The 21241-nt window shown below is 64.6% G+C and carries 20 protein-coding genes; 12 read left to right on the forward strand and 8 right to left on the reverse strand.

Annotated elements, in window-relative coordinates:
- The first annotated feature begins 64 nt into the window (after positions 1-64).
- From FHY18_RS13015 to FHY18_RS13030, 4 genes are all read left to right on the forward strand, one after another.
- Positions 65-751: a hypothetical protein gene (locus FHY18_RS13015; RefSeq protein ID WP_259155812.1), complete on the forward strand. Its 687-nt coding sequence runs from the start codon at positions 65-67 to the stop codon at positions 749-751.
- A gap of 290 nt (positions 752-1041) precedes the next feature.
- A complete protein-coding gene (locus FHY18_RS13020; RefSeq protein ID WP_259155813.1) occupies positions 1042-1548 on the forward strand; it encodes a hypothetical protein in 507 nt (168 codons plus the stop codon).
- 546 nt (positions 1549-2094) lie between these two features.
- Positions 2095-3693, forward strand: coding sequence for a M4 family metallopeptidase (locus FHY18_RS13025; RefSeq protein ID WP_259155814.1), 1599 nt, complete (start codon positions 2095-2097; stop codon positions 3691-3693).
- Between the two features lie 110 nt (positions 3694-3803).
- The gene (locus FHY18_RS13030; RefSeq protein ID WP_259155815.1) at positions 3804-4289 is read left to right on the forward strand and encodes an Mpo1-like protein; all 486 of its coding nucleotides are present in this window, start codon (positions 3804-3806) and stop codon (positions 4287-4289) included.
- A 116-nt stretch (positions 4290-4405) separates the two neighbouring features.
- Here FHY18_RS13030 and FHY18_RS13035 read toward each other — a convergent pair whose 3' ends face one another.
- Positions 4406-5308: an NAD-dependent epimerase/dehydratase family protein gene (locus FHY18_RS13035; RefSeq protein WP_259155816.1), complete on the reverse strand. Its 903-nt coding sequence runs from the start codon at positions 5306-5308 to the stop codon at positions 4406-4408.
- 167 nt (positions 5309-5475) lie between these two features.
- Between FHY18_RS13035 and FHY18_RS13040 the strand changes: the two genes are divergently transcribed.
- The 6 genes from FHY18_RS13040 to FHY18_RS13065 are packed head-to-tail and all read left to right on the forward strand — an operon-like array spanning position 5476 to position 11422.
- Positions 5476-8304 carry a monovalent cation/H+ antiporter subunit A gene (locus FHY18_RS13040; protein WP_259155817.1) on the forward strand — a complete coding sequence of 943 codons (2829 nt, stop codon included), beginning with the start codon at positions 5476-5478 and terminating at the stop codon, positions 8302-8304.
- The gene (locus FHY18_RS13045; protein WP_259155818.1) at positions 8304-8678 is read left to right on the forward strand and encodes a Na+/H+ antiporter subunit C; all 375 of its coding nucleotides are present in this window, start codon (positions 8304-8306) and stop codon (positions 8676-8678) included. Before FHY18_RS13040 ends, FHY18_RS13045 begins: the two co-directional genes overlap by 1 nt.
- A complete protein-coding gene (locus FHY18_RS13050) occupies positions 8675-10219 on the forward strand; it encodes a monovalent cation/H+ antiporter subunit D (RefSeq protein WP_259155819.1) in 1545 nt (514 codons plus the stop codon). The genes FHY18_RS13045 and FHY18_RS13050 overlap by 4 nt, the downstream gene beginning before the upstream one ends.
- Positions 10216-10722, forward strand: a complete 507-nt coding sequence (locus FHY18_RS13055) for a Na+/H+ antiporter subunit E (protein WP_259155820.1) — start codon at positions 10216-10218, stop codon at positions 10720-10722. The genes FHY18_RS13050 and FHY18_RS13055 overlap by 4 nt, the downstream gene beginning before the upstream one ends.
- On the forward strand, positions 10719-11003 hold the full coding sequence (locus FHY18_RS13060; protein ID WP_029218577.1) for a K+/H+ antiporter subunit F: 285 nt from the start codon (positions 10719-10721) through the stop codon (positions 11001-11003). The genes FHY18_RS13055 and FHY18_RS13060 overlap by 4 nt, the downstream gene beginning before the upstream one ends.
- Positions 11000-11422, forward strand: a complete 423-nt coding sequence (locus FHY18_RS13065; protein WP_259155822.1) for a Na+/H+ antiporter subunit G — start codon at positions 11000-11002, stop codon at positions 11420-11422. Before FHY18_RS13060 ends, FHY18_RS13065 begins: the two co-directional genes overlap by 4 nt.
- 389 nt (positions 11423-11811) lie before the next feature.
- On the opposite strand, the gene FHY18_RS13070 is transcribed toward FHY18_RS13065, so the two are convergent.
- The gene (locus tag FHY18_RS13070; protein ID WP_259155983.1) at positions 11812-12435 is read right to left on the reverse strand and encodes a lectin; all 624 of its coding nucleotides are present in this window, start codon (positions 12433-12435) and stop codon (positions 11812-11814) included.
- A 164-nt stretch (positions 12436-12599) separates the two neighbouring features.
- On the opposite strand from FHY18_RS13070, the gene FHY18_RS13075 reads away from it, so the two are divergent.
- Entirely contained in the window at positions 12600-13157 is a 558-nt protein-coding gene (locus FHY18_RS13075) for a hypothetical protein (protein WP_259155823.1), read from the forward strand.
- Positions 13158-13498: 341 nt separating this feature from the next.
- Here the strand turns inward: FHY18_RS13075 and hmgA are convergent, their stop codons facing one another.
- The 3 genes from hmgA to hppD all read right to left on the reverse strand — a co-directional run bounded on the left by hmgA (position 13499) and on the right by hppD (position 16664).
- The gene (gene hmgA / locus FHY18_RS13080; protein WP_259155824.1) at positions 13499-14812 is read right to left on the reverse strand and encodes a homogentisate 1,2-dioxygenase; all 1314 of its coding nucleotides are present in this window, start codon (positions 14810-14812) and stop codon (positions 13499-13501) included.
- 102 nt (positions 14813-14914) lie between these two features.
- Positions 14915-15307 carry an endonuclease domain-containing protein gene (locus FHY18_RS13085; RefSeq protein WP_259155826.1) on the reverse strand — a complete coding sequence of 131 codons (393 nt, stop codon included), beginning with the start codon at positions 15305-15307 and terminating at the stop codon, positions 14915-14917.
- Positions 15308-15548: 241 nt separating this feature from the next.
- Positions 15549-16664 carry a 4-hydroxyphenylpyruvate dioxygenase gene (hppD, locus tag FHY18_RS13090; protein WP_259155828.1) on the reverse strand — a complete coding sequence of 372 codons (1116 nt, stop codon included), beginning with the start codon at positions 16662-16664 and terminating at the stop codon, positions 15549-15551.
- Positions 16665-16786: 122 nt separating this feature from the next.
- On the opposite strand from hppD, the gene FHY18_RS13095 reads away from it, so the two are divergent.
- Positions 16787-17275 carry a MarR family transcriptional regulator gene (locus FHY18_RS13095; RefSeq protein ID WP_005990619.1) on the forward strand — a complete coding sequence of 163 codons (489 nt, stop codon included), beginning with the start codon at positions 16787-16789 and terminating at the stop codon, positions 17273-17275.
- 256 nt (positions 17276-17531) lie between these two features.
- Here the strand turns inward: FHY18_RS13095 and FHY18_RS13100 are convergent, their stop codons facing one another.
- From FHY18_RS13100 to FHY18_RS13110, 3 genes are all read right to left on the reverse strand, one after another.
- Complete coding sequence (locus FHY18_RS13100; RefSeq protein WP_259155829.1) at positions 17532-18122, reverse strand: thioredoxin family protein; 591 nt, start codon at positions 18120-18122, stop codon at positions 17532-17534.
- An 11-nt stretch (positions 18123-18133) separates the two neighbouring features.
- Positions 18134-19654 (reverse strand): oligopeptide:H+ symporter, encoded by a 1521-nt coding sequence (locus FHY18_RS13105; protein ID WP_046962817.1) that lies wholly within the window; start codon positions 19652-19654, stop codon positions 18134-18136.
- A gap of 627 nt (positions 19655-20281) precedes the next feature.
- Positions 20282-21178, reverse strand: a complete 897-nt coding sequence (locus FHY18_RS13110) for a tryptophan 2,3-dioxygenase family protein (RefSeq protein ID WP_259155837.1) — start codon at positions 21176-21178, stop codon at positions 20282-20284.
- Positions 21179-21241 lie beyond the last annotated feature (63 nt).

The following is a 21241-nucleotide window of genomic DNA, read 5'->3' on the forward strand; positions in this document are numbered from 1 at the left end:
GCAGCGCTCTTTATTGAGCGCTGAAGGACGCACCTGACGCGGTCTGTTGGCCAAGGAAGTCGCAATGGCACTCTCACATTTTTCATTCCGCAAATTGCCGGCGTTACGCAACACACTGCTGCCCGGGCTGCTTGCAGTAGGCGCGTGCAGCGCCGGCGAATCAGCAACCCCTGCCGCGCCGCCAGTCACATCGACGGCATCGGCATCGGCGTCTGCCGCAACCCGCGCATCGGCGTCTGCTGGCGCTTCCGTCGCTGACCGGCTCGCGACGTTTCTCCAGGCAAGCGGCGTGCAGTGTGCCGATGCGAACATGGCAAAAGGCTGCACGGCCGGAAATGTCGATGCCGGCGATTTCTACGACGTAGAGCTCTCGCCTGCATGTGGCGATGCGGGCTTGTTTGCCGGCGTGGCGCAGGTAAGCGGGGTGGAGGCACTTGATGCGGCGCCGACCACTGGCAGTCGTGCGGTCGCCAGAGCCAGGCTGGCGCAGGGCCAGCTCGTCTGCATTCAAGCGATCGGCCGTGCCGGACAGAATCCTCTGTATTACTACGTCATTGCGATTCCTGCAGACAGTGTTGCCGGATGCAAGAACAACCCGGCATGCGGAACATATGGCGACAGGCCGATCCAACGCTCGAAGAGCGTCCCCGGCGGGAGTTGCCATGCCGCCGCCCCAGGCCAGTATGTCGGCGACTGCGCACAGGGATGGGTGGGTGCGGATGCACTCGATGTATTTTCAAACGGGATATAGTCAGCCGCGCCATGCCGGATACATCTCCGGCCAAACCACGATCAAATCATGATGATCTTTGCGCAGGCTCGATCGAGACAACCTGGCCTCGCTGACAGCAATCAACGGCCACGGACTCACGCAAGCACCGGGGCCATCGTCAGGCTGCTTGTTCTGCAAGGACAGTGGCCTGCTGCATGCCGGCAAGTTTGCGCAACCCACGACGCCGCAAGCTTTCACACATTGGCAAGCAGCGCGCGTATAGCATCCCGCCCGCGCTCCAGCTGCCCCGCTACGATCAGGAGGATCCCTTGGCCCTTTTCCGAACGTCCCTGCACGCTCTCGCACTGAGCCTGGCGCTGGCTGCCTGCAAGCCGCAAGCAGAGCCTGGCGGCGCTGCGACGCCTGCTGCGAATGCAGCACCTGCAGTTTCGGCATCCGCCACCGTTCCGGCCACGCCTGCGCAGACGACAACCTGCCCCAGCGCCGACTTCTCTGCGTTTCTGAAAAGCTTCAGTGCAGACATTGCGGTACAGGAAAAGGCCACGGCCGATCCGCTGACGATGATTGAACTCGACCCCGACGCACAGCCCGAGCCGACGCCGGTCACCCGCACGGTTGCGCTGGCCAATGTCCAATGGCCTGTCATCCCGAACCTGGAAGCAGCCCGCAACGGCGGCCGCGAGGTCACGATTTCCGAAGAGGCCGATGGCCGACAGGTACTGGTCCGCACGCCCGACACCGGCGATCAGCAGGTCTACCACTTCGCCCGGCGCCCGTGCTGGATGCTGGTCGAGGTGGACGACCAGTCTCTGTAATCAGCGCGCTAGCGACGACACTGGTAATGGCATGCCCGCCAACGTTTCAGCAGAGAACCGTGCGTCCTTTCCGATTGATCTGCCCTGTTATGCGTGACCTGCCCGAATCCGAATCCGAGACCGAACAACACAGCACACTGGAATTGACCGCCAAGGATTTCGGTACGTTAGCGTTCCCGGAATTCGGGGGCGCAGACGCAGGCGGGTAGACGACGGCGTTGACAAGCTGCCGCAGGAACTCAATCGTCTTGATGTGCGCGATGCACAGGGCAATCGGCTTGCCGAGGATGGTTGCTTGGGCGACAGAGAGATTGCGCGGATGCACGCCGGACGATGCGCTGCGTGCAATGGGACGGGCAGATCTCTGCGATGCGCTGCGCAGCGCAAAGTGGCCGGGCGCACAGAACGCGATACATCTGTAACTTTTACTACTGTCCAGTTAGGGACTGTGCAAGCGTAGCTGACGGCACCCGAGGTGCCATCGGCGACCGGCTGTCGGGGGGTGCCGCCGGTCTTTGCATCGCACGTTTTCTGGAGAGAGTCGTCATGCATTTTCATCGCCTGGGCGCGGCCATCTGCTGCGCGCTATCGTTTTCTGCTGTCGCTACTGCGGCTGATCTATCCACTACTACTGCAGCGGTATCGCGCGCGCAGTCGCTGCTGGGGAACAACGCCGCAGCGCTGGCCAATCGTGCGCCAGCCGATGCCTTCATCGCGCGCGACAGCATCGTCGATGCCGATGGCACCGAGCATGTGCGCTTCGATCGTACCTATCAGGGATTGCCGGTCATCGGCGGCGATGTGGTGGTGCATTCGCGGCGCGGCGTGATGCGCCAGTTGAGTCAGACCATGGAGACCAGCGTCCGTCCCAGCCTGCTGCCGGGCATCGATGCCGCCACCGCCTTGCGCGTGGCAGGTGGGCAGTTCGACGTACCGCAAGCCGCCGCACCACGCGCAAGCCTTGCGCTGTACGCGCGCCAAGGCACGCCGCGACTGGTATATGAGGTGATCTATAGCGGCATCAAACCCGATCAGACGCCCACCGAAATGCATTACATCGTCGATGCAGTGGATCAACGCATCCTCGAATCCTGGGACACGGTGCATACCGCGTGCGCAGGCGGTACCAGCGCGGCCGGCACCGGGCGCTCGCTGTATGCCGGCAGCGTGGCGTTGGCCACGACGCGTTGCAGCAGCGGTTACGAATTGACCGATCTGAGCCGCGGCAGCGGTGCCACCTACAACATGCGCAACAGCACCTCCGGCAACGGCACCTTGGTCACCGATGCCGATAATGCATGGGGTAGCGGCGCCAACAGCGATACGGTGACCGCAGCGGTGGATGCGCATTACGGCGTGGCGTTGACCTGGGACTACTACCGCACCGCGCATGCACGCAGCGGCATCGCCAACGATGGCGCCGGTGCGCGCAGCCGCGTGCATTACGGCAGTCGTTACAACAACGCCTTCTGGCAGGACAGCTGCTTCTGCATGACCTTCGGCGATGGCGACGGCAGCACCTTCACGCCACTGGTGTCGGTGGATGTGGCCGGCCACGAGATGACCCATGGCGTGACCAGCCGCACTGCGCGATTGGTGTACTCGGGCGAATCGGGAGGCTTGAACGAAGCCACGTCCGACATCATGGGCGCGATGGTGGAGTACTCCGCCAACAACAGTGCGCAGCCGGGTAACTATCTGATCGGCGAAAAGATCATCCCCGGCAACAGCAGCGGCACGCTGGCATTGCGCTACATGTTCAAGCCGAGCCTGGATGGCGATTCGCCCGATTGCTACAGCAGCAGCCTGGGCTCGCTCAACGTGCATTACAGCTCTGGCGTGGCCAACCATTTCTACTATCTGCTGGCCGAAGGCGCGGTAGTGCCGAGCGGCTTCGGTGCCGGCACCAGCTGGAACGTAACCCCGGCCGGGCTGGTCTGCAACGGCAATACCGCGTTGACGGCGATCGGCCGGACCGCGGCCAGCCGCATCTGGTATCGCGCGCTCACCGTCTACATGACCTCCTCCAGCAACTACGCCGCCGCACGCAGGGCCACGTTGAGCGCGGCCACCGATCTGTATGGCGGCACCTCCACCCAGTACCGCGCCGTGGCAGCCGCCTGGAGCGCGGTATCGGTCAACTGATGCTATCCGGGCCTCGCCATGCCAGTGTTGCGTGGCGGGGCCCGGTTACCGGTGGAGCGCCACCGCAGCCGTTCGCACGCGTATGCTTGGGGTCATTCCTGGGAGGGAACATGACCGAACGCACCACGACCGCGCGACCGATCGAGCGCTATTTCGCCAGCTATTCCGACGATCACCGCAACGACACCAATCAGCTGATCCATGTGGTCGCGGTGCCGGCCATCCTGTGGTCGGTGGTGGGCCTGCTCTGGTGCATTCCGGTGGGCGGCACCTGGTTCAGCAGCGGGGTGTGGGCAGCGCTGTCGATGTTTGCGGCGTGGTCGTATTACAACCGGCTGTCGCGCCCGCTCGGGCTGGGCATGCTGGGCATCTTCTTTTTCTTCGGCTGCCTGTGCCGGTTGATCGAAGGCCGCATCGGGCTGACCGGATTGTTCGCCACCGCACTGTCGGTGTTCGTGCTGGCATGGATTGCGCAATTTGTGGGCCACAAGATCGAAGGCCGCAAGCCGAGCTTTCTGACCGATCTGACCTATCTGCTGATCGGGCCGATCTGGGTGCTGGCCAAGGTGTATCGCCAGTTGGGGTGGCGGTACTGAGTCCGGCGGCGACGTGCCTGGCATGTCTCGCAGGACTGTAGGCGTGGTCTGATGTCATTGCACACTGCACTGCGGCTGCGCACATCGAGCGCACCACGCGCCACGCGCGCACGGCATTACTCGCCGATACCGAGCTCTTCCGGCAGCGGGCGAAATACGCGCGGGGCATAGCCGAAATCGCGACGTGCCGGTTCCAGGTCGAATACCAGGTCGTCGCGCATGCGCTGCAGCGCCGCCGCGTTCATGCCACCCAGGCGGCCCAGGCGTTGCGCGGCAGTGAGCGCAAGCCCGAACAGGCTGGGCGGCACCTGATAGAGCCGCGCCGGCCGTGGCAGCGCCTGCAGCACCCGTTCCACCATCTGCGTGTAGGCCAGCACTTCGCCGCCGCCCACCGCGTAGCTGCGTTGCTGGGTCGCCGGTTGGCCGATCACCGCCAGCGCCGCGCTGGCCAGATCGTCCACATGTACCGGCTGACGCAGACCGGTGGCATTGGCCGGCAGCACGAAGGCGCCGGTGCGCTGGGCCAGGCCGGCAATCTGGGTGAGCGTCTTGTCGCGTCCGGCACCGTAGACCAGGGTCGGGCGCAGCACGGTGGCGGTGGCGCCGCGCGCCATGGCCGCAGAAAACAGCGCCTGTTCGGCATGCGCCAGCCGTCGCGCCACGTCGCGCTCGGCCGCATCGATCGAATGCTCCTTGACCTCCACGCTGGTGGAACCGAACGCCACGATGCGCGATGCGACCACCGGATTTTCGGCATACCAGCGGGCGAAGTGATCCAGCGGCCCGCAGCTGAAGATCACCTCGAAGGCATCGCCTGCGGCGGCCGGCACAGCCAGATCGCCTTGCCGCCAGATCAACCCGGAACGCGCCGCACGCGGCTGCCGCGACCATGCCGTCACCTGCCACCCGCGGCTCAGCAGCCGGGTCAGCAGACGCTCGCCAATCTGCCCGCTGCCGCCAAAAACCAGGGCGCGCGGCGCAGACACAGCGGTGGACGGAGCGGGATGGGTGGCGGTCACGGGGCAACGACATGGTCCTGAATGACAGCAGCATACCCAGTCCCCGACGTCGATGCGCGCGCCGTTTGGCCGGCAATTGCGCCTGTGCGCGGCGCCGGCGTTGACACTGACGTCAGTCAACGGTTTGTTAAGCTCTCTGGCCTGCTCGCGAATCCTGTGTTCCCTGCATGCCTTTTCCGCTGGAAATTATGCTGGCGCTGCCGTTCCTGATGGCCGCCGCCGTCGCGCTGTTCTCGCGCACGCCACGTTCGATCACTGCGTGGTTGGCTGCGGCTGCGCCATTGGCCGGTCTGCTGGTGCTTGCCACGCTGACGCCGGCAGTGCTGCGCGGCGAGGTGATTGGCAGCGAGCATGCGTGGTTGCCGCAGATCGGTTTGATGTTCTCGCTGCGGCTCGATGGGCTGGCCTGGATGTTCGCGCTGCTGGTGCTGGGCATCGGCGCATTGGTGGTGATGTATGCGCATTACTACCTGAGCGCACGCGATAGCGCTTCGCGCTTTTTTGCCTATCTGTTGCTGTTCATGGGCGCCATGCTCGGCATGGTGCTGTCGGGCAATCTGCTGTTGCTGATGGTGTTCTGGGAGCTCACCAGCATCAGCTCGTTCCTGCTGATCGGGTTCTGGTCGCACCGCAAGGATGCACGCGAAGGCGCACGCATGGCATTCGTGCTGACTGCTGGCGGTGGTCTGGCGCTGCTGGGCGGGGTGCTGATGCTCGGCCGCATCGTCGGCAGTTTTCAGCTGGATGCCGTACTGGCCGCCGGCGATGTGATCCGCGCCAGCCCGCTGTATCCGTATGCACTGGGATTGGTGCTGTTGGGCATCTTTACCAAGAGCGCGCAGTTTCCGTTTCACTTCTGGTTGCCGCAGGCGATGGCCGCGCCCACGCCGGTGTCGGCGTACCTGCACTCGGCCACGATGGTGAAGGCCGGGGTGTTTTTGCTGGCGCGCCTGCATCCCGCACTGGCCGGCACCGACCTGTTTTTTTACACCGTCACCAGCATCGGCGCGATCACGCTGTTGCTGGGCGCGTGGCATGCGATCTTCCAGCACGACCTCAAGGGCGTACTGGCGTACTCCACCATCTCGCATCTTGGCCTGATCACGATGCTGTTCGGCCTGTCGACGCCGATGGCGGTGGTGGCGGGCGTGTTCCACATCCTCAACCACGCCGTGTTCAAGGCGTCGTTGTTCATGGCTGCGGGCATCATCGACCACGAGACCGGTACGCGCGACATGCGCAGGCTGGGCAATCTGCGCCGGCTGATGCCGTTTACCAGTGCATTGGCGATCATCGCATCGTTGGCGATGGCGGGCATTCCGCTGCTCAATGGCTTCCTGTCCAAGGAAATGTTCTTTGCGGTGGCGCTGGAGACCCAGGCGCCGGAACCGATGCGCATCCTGGCGAGCATCGCCGCGTTGCTGGCCGGCCTGCTCGGGGTGGCTTACAGCCTGCGGTTTGTACACGACACCTTCTTCGGCCACGGCCCACGCGATCTGGAAACCACACCGCACGAGCCGCCGCGCTGGATGAAGATCCCGGTGGAAGTGCTGGTGCTGATCTGCCTGGCGGTCGGCATCGTGCCGGCATGGACGGTGGCGCCTGTGCTGCGCGCCGGAGCCGGCGCGATTCTTGGCGATCGATTGCCCGACTACAGTCTGGCGCTGTGGCACGGCTTGAACTGGCCGTTGGCAATGAGCGTGGCCGGCATGATCGGCGGCACGCTGCTGTACATGGCGATCCGCCGCCTGCTGGATCTGTATGCGGTGCAGAACCGCTCGCCCGGCAAGGCCATGTTCCACTGGAACCTGCGTGCGCTGTTTAGCGCCACCACGCACATGACCGACGCGATCACCAACGGCAATCTGCAGCGCATGCTGATGTTGCTGGTGCTGAGCGCGGTGGTGGTGGCGCTGGTGCCGTTCCTGCAGGGCGGCGCGCTGCCGGCCTGGCCGGCACCCACGCCGATGCCGCTGCTGGGCTGGACGGTCTGGCTGCTGATGATCGCCTGTGCGTTGGGCAGCCTGTTCCTGTACAGGCAGCGCCTGCTGGCGGTGCTGGTGCTCGGCGGCACCGGGCTGGCGGTGAGCCTGACCTTCGTGTTCCTGTCGGCGCCGGACCTGGCGCTGACGCAGCTGCTGGTGGAGATGGTGACACTGGTGCTGATGCTGCTGGCGATGAACTACCTGCCCGAACGCTCGCTGCCCGAGCGCGCGCGGCTGCGCAAGATCCGCGACGCCTGCCTTGCGATCGCCGGTGGCGCCGGACTGGCCGCGCTGTCGTACACCTTGATGACGCAGTCCAGCCATACCGTTGCCGGCGAACTGCTGCAGCGCGCGTTGCCCGAGGCGTATGGGCGCAACGTGGTCAACGTGATCCTGGTGGATTTCCGCGGTTTCGATACGTTTGGCGAGATCACGGTGTTCGCGATTGCCGGGTTGGTGGTGCATGCGCTGTTGCGACGCTCGCGCATGGCACCGGAACGCAGCATGCCCGGGCCGCCGATCCGGTTGCCGGTGCCGGCGGATCTGGCGCAGATCATGTTCCCGCTGACGCTGACCGTGTCCCTGTTCCTGTTCCTGCGCGGTCACAACGCGCCCGGTGGCGGCTTCATCGCCGGGCTGGTGCTGGCGGTGCCGTTGCTGATGCAGTACGTGATCCAGGGCACCGCGTCGGTGGAATCGCGCTTCGGCTTCGACTACATCCGGCTGATCGGCATCGGCCTGTTGTGCGCGCTGCTCAGCGGTGCCGGCTCGCTGCTGTTCGGGTTGCCGTTCCTGAGCAGCGGGCATGTGGAGATTCCGCTGCCGCTGCTGGGCGATCTGGAACTGGCCAGCGCATTGGGGTTCGATATCGGGGTGTATCTGGTGGTGTTCGGTGCGGCGATGTTGATGCTGTCGATGATGGGCACGATCAAGCCCTCGCGTACGCGCAGTTCGCAGCGCGGCGAGATCGACCCCACCCAACGTTCGACACGCACCGCGGAGCAGCATTGATGGAACTGGCAGTGGCAAGCGCCATCGGCGTCCTCACCGCATTGGCGATCTATCTGTTGCTGCGCGCGCGCAGCTTCGATGTGATCCTGGGGATGACCTTCCTGTCCTACGCGACCAACCTGCTGATCTTCGCCGGCGGACGGCTGCGCAGCGGCCAGCCGCCGGTGTTGCGCGAGGGCGTGCCGGTGGACCTGCTGCACTACACCGACCCGTTGCCGCAAGCGCTGGTGCTGACGGCGATCGTGATTGCCTTTGCGATGACGGCGGTGAGCCTGGTGCTGGCGATCCGCAGCCGCAGCGACAACGGCAGCGATCACGTGGATGCGCATGAAGATGCCGCCACCGGCGTGGATACGCGGCAGGCGCGGCGATGAATCATCTGTTGATCCTGCCGATTCTGATCCCGATGCTGGGCGCGTCCGCATCGCTGTTTGTCGAGCACCGCCGCTACGGGCCGCGCGTGCAGCGCAGTGTGGCGTGGGCGAGCATGGCCTTGCTGGCAGCGGCGGTGGTTGCGTTGTTCGCACGTGCCGCGGAGGGCGGCGTGCTGGTGTATCTGCTCGGCGACTGGCCGGCGCGGTTGGGCATCGTACTGATGGGCGACCGGCTGTCGGCATGGATGCTGTTGACCACCCTGGTCCTGGGCTCGGCCTGCCTGCTGCATGCCTGCGCCGGCTGGGATCGTCGCGCGCCGCACTTCCATGCCTTGTTCCAGTTCCAGTTGATGGGCTTGAACGGCGCATTCCTGACCGGCGACATCTTCAACCTGTTCGTGTTCTTCGAGGTGATGCTGATCGCCTCCTACGGGTTGCTGCTCAGTGGCGGGCGCGGCCTGCAGATGCGCGTCGGCCTGCATTACGTGGTGTTCAACGTGTGTGCGTCGACGCTGTTTCTGATTGCGCTGGGCCTGCTGTTTGGCGTCTTCGGCACGCTCAACATGGCCGAATTGTCGCAACGTATTGCCGACCTACCGGCGCAGGACGTGCCGCTGGCCAAGGCATCGTTGGGCTTGTTGCTGCTGGTGTTCTGCAGCAAGGCTGCGTTGCTGCCGCTGTACCTGTGGTTGCCGGAGACTTATTCGCGCGCGCCGGCAGCGGTAGCGGCATTGTTCGCGATCATGACCAAGGTTGGGCTGTACGCAACGTTGCGTGTGTCCTCGCTGTGGTTTGGCGCCAGTGCCGGCGCGCTGCATGGGTTTGGCCGGCATGCGCTGCTGTGGCTGGGCATTGCGACGCTGCTGATGGCCGCCTTCGGGGTGATGGCCGCATCGCGGTTGCGGGTGATGGTGTCGTATCTGGTGGTGTTTTCGGCTGCGACCTTGTTCATCGCCTTCTCGCTCGACGATGCCGGCGCGTTGGGTGCGGGCCTGTACTACCTGCCGCACAGCAGCTTTGTGGCCGCGGCCCTGTTCATGGTGTCGGACCTGATCCGGCGCCGCCGCGGCAGCGCCAGCGATCGCAAGGAAGTGGTCGCACCGCTGCCGCGGCGTGGGATACCCGGCGCGATGTTCATGATCGCTGCGGTCGCGGTCGCCGGCCTGCCGCCGCTGTCCGGATTCCTCGCCAAGGCGGCCTTGCTGCAGCATGTGCCCGACGGCCTGGTCGGACCGGTCTGGGGCGCGATTCTCGGCAGCAGCCTGTTGGTGGTGATCGGCTTGACCCGCGCCGGCGTGCGACTGTTCTGGCGCGTGCCGGAGGCAGTGGAAGACACGCCCGAACTCCAGCCGCAACGCCGTGGCCGCATGCGACCGGTGGAAACCGCCGCAACGGTTCTGCTGCTGAGCGGCCTGGTGGCGATGACGGTCGGTGCCGAACCGCTGATGCGCTACACCGATGCCGCCGCTGCCCAGTTGCGCGACCCCGGTGCGTATGTGGATCAGGTGCGCGCCACCACGCCACAACGGAGGCAGCCATGAGCGCGCGCATGCCCTTGCGGCGCCGGTTGCTGCCCTCGCCGTCGTTGACTGTCACCGTGTTCGTGTTCTGGCTGCTGCTCAGCGACAGCTTCGGGCCGCAGCAATGGGTGCTGGGCGCACTGCTGGGCGTGGTTGTGCCGATCTTCGCCGCGCGGCTGGACCGCGAATTCGCCCGCATCGGCTCGCTGCGCTCGGTCCCGCGCATGTTGCTGGTGGCGGCCGGCGACATCGTGCGCTCCAACATCAAGGTCGCCATCCAGGTACTCGGGCCGGAATCGCGCATCCACCCCGGCTTTATCTGGGTGCCGCTGGATATCGCCAATATCCACGGCATTGCGGCGCTGACGAGCATGATCACGCTGACGCCTGGCACGGTGTCAGCGGCGTTGTCGGACGACCGCAAATACCTGTTGGTGCATGTGCTGCATCTGGACGACCCGGACGCGTTGATCGCCGAGATCAAGACCCGCTACGAAAAACCTCTGATGGAGATCTTTCCATGACCGGTCACATGTTCATCGAATCGACCATCGTCATCTGCATGCACGCGGTAGGCCTGGCCATCCTGATGGCATTGTGGCGGCTGCTGCGCGGCCCGACGGTGCCGGACCGCATCCTGGCGCTGGATACGCTCTCGGTCACCGCCATCGCCGAACTGATGTTGCTGGGCATGTATCTGGATTCGCCAATCTATTTCGAGGCGGCGCTGGTGATTGCGATGCTGGGCTTCGGCAGCACCGTGGTGTTGAGCAAATTCGTGCTGCGTCGGGATATCGTCGAATGATCGCGCTCACCGAATACCTGCTGAGCGCGCTGTTGCTGGTCGGCACCTTCTTCATCCTGATCGGTGCGTTCGGTCTGGTGAAACTGTCGGACTTCTTCAAGCGCCTGCATGCGCCGACCAAGGCGAGCACGCTGGGCGTGGGCTGCGTGCTGTTAGGCTCGGTGGGGTATCACCTGTTCCTGGGCGTGGACCCGCAGCCGCGCGAGTTGCTGATCACCGTGTTCCTGTTCATCACCGCGCCGATCAGCGCGCACATGATGGCCAAGGCCGCGCTGTCGCTGATGATGGAAAACCGCCCGGAAGTGCCCAACCACGGCGACATGGAAAAGGAAGGCCTGCCCTCGCCGACGGCCGAAGGCGATGTCGGCGAGAACGCAGAGACCGCCAAGCAGCATGAGCGACCTGCAGCGGAGCGCTGATCTCGCGCGGCACCGGTGACGCGAGTGCGTGCAGCGGCCTTGTTACGCGTAACGCAGTTCCCCGGCAGTACTGCTCCAGTCGCAATGGATGCAACGGTGCTTCGGGGGTGCGATACGGCATCTGTACGCATTGCACAAACCCCTGCGTCCGAGCGTGCATCGATAGCACTCCTGCAGACCTCGACCGCTGCCTTTGCATCGGCGCCGCCCCGCAGGCGGGCGAACCAGCACGTGCTGCCTATCCATGGGCTGCAGTGCCGCAGCGACGCTACGCTAGCAGCGCTATGCGAGCGAGCGTGGATCATCCATCTACCGAGCGCTGCAGCGTCAGCATCTGCGTGTGTGCCTGCGGCGACAGGCCGACACCGACATGCCACGCGACACGCAGCTCAGCCGCAGCCTTCCACATAATCCACCTGCGGCGACCGCCCTACCCGCCAGCTGCTGACCCTACCGTCGGCATCGGTCTCGAAGACCACCGCAGACTGCGTCGCGGCGCTGGCGTGGCGCAGCGTCTGCGCGCCGGGCAGGTACTTGTGTGGCTGTGCATCCAACCCGTCGGGATACAGCGCGCGCAGCTGCGCGAGCGTCATGCCGACCCTGCCGCCACCGGGCGCGACTTCCTTCGCCTCGTTGGTCTGATAGCGCAGCAGACGATCGCCTTCGAACATGAAACCGAACCGACGCGCGTCATCGGCCCACTGCGGGCGCAAGAAGTAGCACCCGCCGTCGCTGGCCGCATCGCCGCGTAGTTCGCCACCCCAGGCCTTGCGTGCCTGTTCGGCATCCATGCCCAACCGCAGGTCGCCGTAGCCGTCCATCCGCGCAAGCGTGGTCGGCTGCTGACGCAGATGCGGCGGAAACGTGCCAGGCGGGGCGGTCGCCGGCGGCACTGCATCTGCGGGCTGATCGTTGGCAGACGCGACCGGCGCATGCGCGGCCTCGGCCGGCGCTTGCGCAGCCGGCGCGTCGTCGCCGCGATGACAGCCGGCCATCACCAGCACCATCCCTATCAAACCCAGCAGTCTGCATGTCATCGCTGCACTCCCTATGTCCTGGCCCAGCGTACACAGCCGGCATCGCGGCAATGTGCAGGGCGCGGTCGCATCCCGTCGCGGCGATGTCATCGGCGCTTCATTGACAGCGATCACGCTGTCGGCTTCGCAGGACTGCCGCCATGACCCCACGCAAGACCGAGCTCGCCCTGACCGCGCTGCAATCGCACCGCAGCCCGCTGACGTTATTGCAGCGTCGCGCGTTGATCCTGGCCGACGGTCAACGCGACCTGACATCGCTGGCGCTGCTGCTGGGGGATCACGGCGCCGCCCTGGTGCAGACGCTGTGCGCAATGGGATATCTGACCGACACCGACGATGCGCAAGCCAGCGCATCGCGCTCGACTGCGCCCATGGCCGCGATGGCGCCGACTGCCACGGCGCCTGCCACCTTGCAGACACCGCCGGCCACCGAGCCCACCGAAGAGGATCTGCAACGCCAGCGCCGTCGCGCTGCCACCAACGCGCGCCTGTACCTGCTCGACATCCTGCAGTTGCAGCGCAATCCGGTTGCGGTGGTACTGCACCGGCAGTTGCAGGCCGCACGCGCGGAAGAGGCGATCGGTGTCGCCATCCATACGGCCTTGCGCGAGCTACCGCAGTTCACCTCGGCCTCGTATGCACAGCGTGTGCGCACGCGGATTGAAGAGCTGCTGCCGGATGCAGAGCAGGCTGCGTAATGCCGACGGCATAGGGTGTCGCAGGTACGTCGCTGCGATGATGCAAAGCCGCTGGCCAGGGGCGCGCCACTGTGCGATTGCGCTGGGCGTGCGTGCGGTCGATGCCGGTGAAGCGACAGGAACGACCGTGCCCGTCCGGGAAACGCTGGGCTTGCCCGCCGATTGAGCGCCAATGCCGGTAGCGCAAACCGGTTTGATCGGCTCGATTGGAGCGGCCAGGAAAACGTGGCGGGCAGTCATGTGGACAGCGCACCCGGAACCGGATCGCCTGGGCGGGACATGTCGCAGCGCGCACCTAGCGCGTCCGCCTGACGGTCAGCCAGGCCTCGTGTTGCACGCGCTTAGTCAGCCGGGCCAGAAGTCGGTGCCTTGAACCCTGCACGCAATCCGGACCAGCATTGCTGATAGTCGCCTTGCCGGTGGCTGGCCTGTAGCGCCTGCTGGGTGGGCCGCAATACCGCTCGGGTTTCGAACATGAAGGCCATGGTCTCGGCGATCACGTCGGGACGCGACAGGTCCGCCTGCGAGGCCTTGTCGAAGGTCGCCGCATCCGGGCCGTGCCCGCTCATGCAGTTGTGCAGCGACGCCCCGCCCGGCGCGAAGCCTTCGGCCTTTGCGTCGTAGACGCCATGCACCAGGCCCATGAACTCGCTGGCCACATTGCGGTGGAACCACGGCGGGCGAAAGGTGTGCTGCGCCACCAGCCAGCGTGGCGGAAAGATCGCAAAATCCATGTTGGCCGTGCCGTGCGTGTCGCTGGGCGAGGTCAGCACGGTGAAGATGCTCGGATCGGGATGATCGAAACTGATCGAGCCGATGGTGTTGAAGCGGCGCAGATCGTAGCGATACGGCGCGTAATTGCCATGCCAGGCCACCACATCCAGCGGCGAATGACCGATGTCCGCACGCCATAGATGACCCTGGAATTTCGCCACCAGTTCGAACGCGCCTTCGCGCTGTTCGAAGGCGGCATGTGGCGTTTCGAAATCACGCGCATTGGCCAGCCCGTTGGAGCCGATCGGCCCCAGGTCGGGCAGGCGCAACAAGCCACCGAAGTTCTCGCAGACATAGCCGCGGGCCGTGTCATCGAGCAGCTCGACGCGCAAGCGCACGCCGCGCGGAATCACCCCAATCCGCTGCGGCTCCAGCTCCAGCACGCCGAGCTCGGTGTGCACCCGCAGACGGCCCTGCTGCGGCACCAGCAACAACTCGCCATCGGCGTCATAGAAGAAGCGATCGTGCATGGAGGCATTGGCCGCATACAGATGCACGGCCACGCCGGTCATCGCCTCCGGGCTGCCATTGCCGGCCATGGTGTATAGACCATCGACGAAATCGGTAGGCGTAGCCGGCAACGGCAGTGGACTCCAGCGCATCTGGTCTGGCGGTACCGGGCCGCTGCCGAAGTCGTTGTGGAACTGCGACTGCTCGATCAAGGAGAAGCTGCCATGCACGGCGGCCGGGCGAATGCGGTATAGCCAACTGCGCCGGTTCTCGCCGCGTGGCGCGGTGAAGGCGGTGCCCGACAGCTGCTCGGCATATAGCCCGTGCGCCACACGCTGCGGCGAGTTCTGCCCGACCGGCAGGCTGCCTGGCACCGCCTCGGTTGCGAACTCGTTGCCGAAGCCGGTCATGTAGTGCTCGTTGTTATGCATGGCATGCGTCCGGATTTTGGCCCTCCCTCCCCGGATGCAGAAGGTTGGGATTGAGTTGAATCAGGCCGCTTTCCTACCGAAGAAGAGCTGAGGCCTGGCGGATTAAGCCCCTCTCCCCGCGGGAGAGGGGTTGGGGTGAGGGTACGGCGTAGCGACCACCTTGAAGATCATCTCGACCACCGCATCCAGCGAAAGCAACACATCGTTGTTCCAGAACCGCAGCACTCTCCAACCCTTCGATTGCAGCCACCGCGTTCTTGCCTGATCGCTGGATGTCTGATGCTGCGAGCCATCCAGTTCAACAATCAACGCCGCATCAATACAACAAAAATCTGCGATGTAAGGCGGAATCGGATGCTGACGCCTGAACTTGAAACCTTGTAGCTGATTGCTGCGGAGACAGCGCCAAAGTGCGCGCTCTGCTTCTGTCATCCCTGTCCGTGACGCACGCGCGTTGGTGAGCGCAACCGTGGGTAATGGCGGTTTGATTTTCATCGCTCCACCGTACCCTCACCCCAACCCCCGCTCCGCGCCCCGGCCCGCGCTTGCGGCGCGGGCGCTCCAAGGCACGCGCCCCAGGGGCGCGCAAGGTTGACTTCTCGTCCCGTGGAGAGAGGGGCTTTAACTGCGTGAGCTCTTACTGGTTTGTCTTGTCAGACAACCGTGTCCTGATGATGTGGCGCTTGAACGTATTGCCTTCGGCAAATCCCGAACAGCGAATTCCCAATCCCCGCCCTCAAAGCACCCCACGCTTGATCTGATCGCGTTCGATGCTTTCGAACAATGCCTGGAAATTGCCCTCGCCGAAGCCTTCGTTGCCCTTGCGCTGAATGATCTCGAAGAAGATCGGGCCGATGCAGTTGGTGGTGAAGATCTGCAGCAGCTTGCGTTGCTTGGTGTCCACATCCGCATCGATCAGGATCTTGTTGCGGCGCAGGCGCTCGACATCTTCGCCGTGGTCGGGAATGCGCAGATCCACCACATCGAAGTAGGTGTCCGGCGTATCCAGGAACGTCACCCCGGCCTCGCGCATCTTTTCCACGCTGGCGTAGATGTCGTCGGTGAAACAGGCGATGTGCTGGATGCCTTCGCCCTGATAGGCGTCCAGATACTCGTTGATCTGGCTCTTGGGGTCGGACGACTCGTTGAGCGGAATGCGCACGATGCCGTCCGGCGCGGTCATCGCCTTGGACACCAGGCCGGTCTTGGCGCCCTTGATGTCGAAGTAGCGGATCTCGCGGAAGTTGAACAGGCGTTCGTAATAGTCCGACCAGCGCTGCATGTTGCCGAAATACAGGTTGTGCGTGAGATGGTCGATGAAGGTCAGGCCGAAGCCGCTCGGCTGCTGGTCGGCGCCTTCGATCGGTTCGAAGTCGGCGTCGTAGATGCTGCCGGCATCGCCGTAGCGGTCCACCAGATACAGCATGCAATCGCCGATGCCCTTGACCACCGGTGCGGGCACCGCGCGCGTCTGGGGCTTGTTCTGCACCGCTTCGCCGCCATTGCCCAGCACCGTCTGCAGCACGGTGTCGGCCGGGGTACGGAAGCGGATCGCAAACCCGCAGGCGCAGGGGCCGTGCGCGGCGGCAAAGTCGGCGGCAAACGAATCGGGCTCTTCATTGAGCAGGAAATTGACCCCACCCTGGCGATAGACGGTAATGGCGCGGCTACGGTGGCGCAGCACCGCGCTGAAGCCCATCTTGCGGAAATAGTCGTGCAGTTGCGCGGCCTGGCCGGCGGGCGCGGCGAATTCGACGAACTCGAAGCCGTCGATGCCCATCGGATTGTCGAAGGTGGTGACCTGCATCCCCGGGTCGGGGCGGGCTACAGTGCTGTTCGGTTGTGCGCTCATCGTCGTTTCTCCACGCTAGGCGGCCCGCAGGGCTATGCGGGGTGGCAGAAGACCCGCGAGAATGCGCAGGCCACCCCTCGTTTGTAGTTGCAAATGAAACCAAAATCAAGACACAGTGCAACATGAGCGATCACGACACCTCCAATGCGCCGCAACACCCCGTGCTGCTCAACCTCGAGCAGTTCCTGCCGTATCGCCTCAGCGTGCTGTCCAACCGCATCAGCGCCAACATCGCCAAGGTCTACGGCGACCGCTACGGCATGGCCATTCCCGAGTGGCGGGTGATCACCATCCTGGCGCTGTATCCGGGTTCTTCGGCCAGTGAGGTCTCCGACCGCACCGCGATGGACAAAGTTGCAGTGAGTCGCGCGGTGGCGCGCCTGCTGGAACGTGGCTTCATCCGCCGCGAGACCCATGGCGACGACCGCCGCCGCTCGATGCTGGCGCTGTCGCCGGCCGGACGCCAGGTGTACGAAACCGTCGCACCGCTGGTCAACGAGATGGAACAACGGCTGATGTCGGTGTTCAGTGACGAGGAACAGCAATTGCTGGAACGGTTGATCGACCGGCTGGCCAAGGATGGGCTACCGCGCATGGCGGGCAAGGACTGAGCTTGGCTCTGCAGTGCGATCCGATGGCGTTCGTGCGGCACTGCGCTGGCTGATGTCGACCCCGCTGGGGGGTTACGCAATCGCTGCGGGAACTGTGTTGTTGCAGGCAGCACTGCCAAAGCCGCTCACATCGCCCGGCATCGCATGCAGTGCCCATGTGCGTCTGCGCGCCCGTCAGACACCGCACCTGGACTGACGCACACAAAAAAACCCCGCAGCAATGCGGGGTTTTTTTGTACAACGCGCTCGCAGCGCATCAGGCTTCCGGCGGCGCCCATTGCTTGAGGAAATCGAACAGCTTCTTGCGATCGAAGCCTTCGCCCTTGCGCAGCTCCGGGCTGGTCTGGGTGGTCAGCAGCTTGCCGTCGTTGTCCAGCACCAGCAGCGACGGGTAGTCGTTGAGCTGGGCGAACTGCGACAGGAACGTGGCGTTTTCGTTGGCCGCATCGCGATTGACCTTGACTACCACAAAGTGCGCATCGCGGAAGCTGCGCAGCTCGGCGTCGCCGCCCATCAGCTCGTCCAGCGCCTTGCACGGCTCGCAGGCGGCATTGCCAACATTGAGCACGATGCGCTTGCCACCGCGCTTGGCCTCCACCTTGGCCGTTTCCAGATCGGCAGCCGGATCGCGCGACGGGTCGTACTGCGCATTGAGCGCGGCCGCTGCCGCGATATCGGCAGCAGTCGGCGTATTGCCCGAGGACACCGGCTGGCTGGGGTCGGCACTGGGTGGCTTCTGCATCGACGTATCCAGCGGCCGTGGCGCCTCCTGTTGCTCGGCGTGTTGCCCGCAGGCGCTCAACAGGCCGGCCAGCAGCAGGCCACAGACAATGGGGTTGCTCGGCATCGCTTTTCTCCTCACTTCACACCATGCATCAGTTTGTTGATCAGCGGCGCGATCAGGAACAGCAGCGCACCGGCGCCTACCAGCGCCCAAAACCCGAAGGTATACCCGCCCAGCGCCGAGGACACGCTCATGCCTTCGCTTCCGCTGACATGGCCGGCAAAGATACCCGACAGGTTGTTACCGATGCCGGTGGACAAGAACCAGCCACCCATGCCGAAACCGACCAGGCGCACCGGTGCCAGCTTGGTCACCATCGACAACCCGATCGGCGACAGGCACAGCTCGCCCACCGACTGGATGACGTAGACCATGAACAAGGTCCAGAACGGGATCTTGCCGGCGTCGTTGACCAGGCTGGACAAGGCAAACATCAGCAGCAGGAAGGCCAGGCCGTTGAACAGCAGGCCCAGGCCGAACTTGCGCGGAATCGACGGATTGAAGCGGCCGGACTTGACCCAGATCCAGGCAATGACCGGCGCCAGCGCAATGATGGCGATCGAGTTGACCGACTGGAACCACGCGGTCGGGAAGGTCCACTCGCCGAAATTGCGGTTGACGATGTTGTCGGCCAGGAAGGTGAACGAGCTGCCGGCCTGTTCGAAGAACATCCAGAACAACACGTTGAAGGCGAAGATGATCAGCATCGCGATCACCTTGTCGCGCTGCACCTTGCCCTCGCGGATGCCTTCGACCAGCAGCATCACCGACAGGCCGATGAACAGCACCGTCAGCACGATCTGCAGCACATCGGCACCGACGGCCAGCAGGAAATACACCACCGGAATCGCCAGTACGCAGCCGGCCAGCACCATCAGCACGCGGCCGATGCCCTGCGCGTTCGGTGCCGGCGCGCCAATGCCCTTGAGCTGGGCACGGCCGATCCAGAACCACACCAGGCTGATCAGCATGCCCGCGCCGGAGGCCATGAACACCATCTTGTACGACGGCATGGCCTGGGTGCCGAACACCTTCTCGGCCAGCAGCTGGGTCAACACCGGCGAAATCATCGCGCCCAGGTTGATGCCCATGTAGAAGATGGTGAAGCCGCTGTCGCGGCGCGGATCGGCCACCGAATACAGCTTGCCGACCATGGTGGAGATGTTTGGCTTGAACAAGCCGTTGCCCACCACCACGGTGGCCAGGCCGATCTCGAACATGGTGTGGTCGGGAATGGCGATCAGGAACAGGCCGGTCGCCATCACTGCTGCGCCCACCAGGATCGAGCGCTGGTAACCGAGCACGCGGTCGGCCACATAACCGCCGAAGATCGCCGCCGCATATACCAGCGCCAGATACGCGCCGTAGGTACGTCCGGCCGGTGCCTGGCCGGTGGCGTCGCCGCCAAAGAACTGCGCCACGATGTACAGCACCAGCGCCCAGCGAATGCCGTAGAACGCAAAGCGTTCCCAGAACTCGGTCATGAACAGCATCCACAGCGGCCGGGGGTGGCCAAGCAGCGTGGGGAACTCGGGAGGCGCAGGCGGCTGCGGCGGAGTGGAAGCGGATGTCGGCGCAGTTGCGTCAACGCTCATGTGGTGTCCCTTGCGTATTCAGTAATGGCTGGGTGCCCCAGGGCGGAACCCTGGGCGACGCGCGAGGATCACTTAGACGTCATGTACGCGTCAAATTCGCCGGAGTCGACGACCTGATGACGGTGGGCGGGAAGTGACGATTTTGTCGGGATTGGGGATTGGGGATTGGGGATTGGGGATTGGGGATTGGGGATTGGGGATTGGTTGAGTCTTGGCTGTGTTAACGGCAGACCAAGGATGAAGCTGCCGCGCACGATCGAACGTCTGCACCTTCTCCCTTCTCCCGTCGGGAGAAGGTGCCCGAAGGGCGGATGAGGGTGCGAAGTCGCCGGGCGGTGCCGGTTACCGATATCCCAGCATTGGCACGGTGGCTGGTCCCTGGGAATAACGCCCTTGCCCGTACCCTCACCCCCAAGCTGCGCGCCGCGCCCCGACCCGCACTCGCTCCAAGCCACGCGCGCCATTAGCGCGCAAGCCGTGCCTTTCGTCCCAGGGGAGAGGGGCTTGAGCGCGCTACGACTCACTGCATTGCCTGGCTTTCGCCGCGCTCAGCGTTGCCCTGCCCGGCTTGTCCCTCCCTAGCATGTCCCTGCTCAGCTTGGCGCGCTGCTAGGCGTGTCGCCCTGATCAGTCCTTGGCAGCGTCCGCATTGCCCTGTGGCGTCCGGCCTTCCACACCCACCGACGTGCGCACATCGAACAGTTCCGGGAAGAACGTCAGCGCCAGCGCCTGCTGCAAAAATCCCACGCCGCTGGAGCCGCCGGTGCCGCGCTTGAAGCCGATCACCCGCATCACCGTGCGCATGTGGCGGAAGCGCCAGAGCTGGAACTGGGTTTCCACATCCACCAGGTCCTCGCACAGCGCATATTCGCGCCAGTAGCGGTCGGTGTTTTCGTAGATGCGCTCGAACACCGGGCGCAAGGCGTCGTCGGCGACATGCGCGGCGGTCCAGTCGCGGGTTTGATACTGCTGCGGAATCGCGTGGCCGAAGCGCGCCAGGTAGCGCAGGAATTCTTCGTACAGGCTCGGCGCTTCGAGCACTTCGCGCAGGCGCTCCTGGCCCTGCCGGTCGTAGGCGAACACCTGCAGCATCTGCGGGTTCTTGTTGCCGAGCAGGAACTCGATGTAGCGGTATTGCAGCGACTGAAACCCCGACGAGGGGCCGAGCACATCGCGAAAGCCCATGTACTCGCTGGGCGTCAGCGTCTCCAGCACCGACCATTGCTCGGTGAGCTGGCGCAGCACCTGCTTGCTGCGCGCCAGCACCTTGCGGCACTGCCAGACCTCGTCGTTCTGCAGGTGCACCATCGCCGCGCGCAGCTCGTGCGCCAGCAGCTTGAGCCATAGCTCGGACGTCTGGTGCTGGATGATGAACAGCATCTCGTCGTGGTGCGCCGGCTCGGACAGCGGCTGCTGTGCGGACAACAACTGGTCCAGCCGCAGATAGCCGCCGTAGGTCAGCCGCCCCTCCAGGTCGGTGTGGATGCCGGGTTCCAGGTCACGCAGGTTCTTGTCGACGGGCATGGCAGTGCAGATGGATCGGGCCGGTCAGGGTAGCTCAGCGGCGGGGATTGGGGATTGGGGATT

This window comes from Xanthomonas sp. 3793 (assembly GCF_024806835.1).
Taxonomy (GTDB): Bacteria; Pseudomonadota; Gammaproteobacteria; order Xanthomonadales; family Xanthomonadaceae; genus Xanthomonas; species Xanthomonas arboricola_F.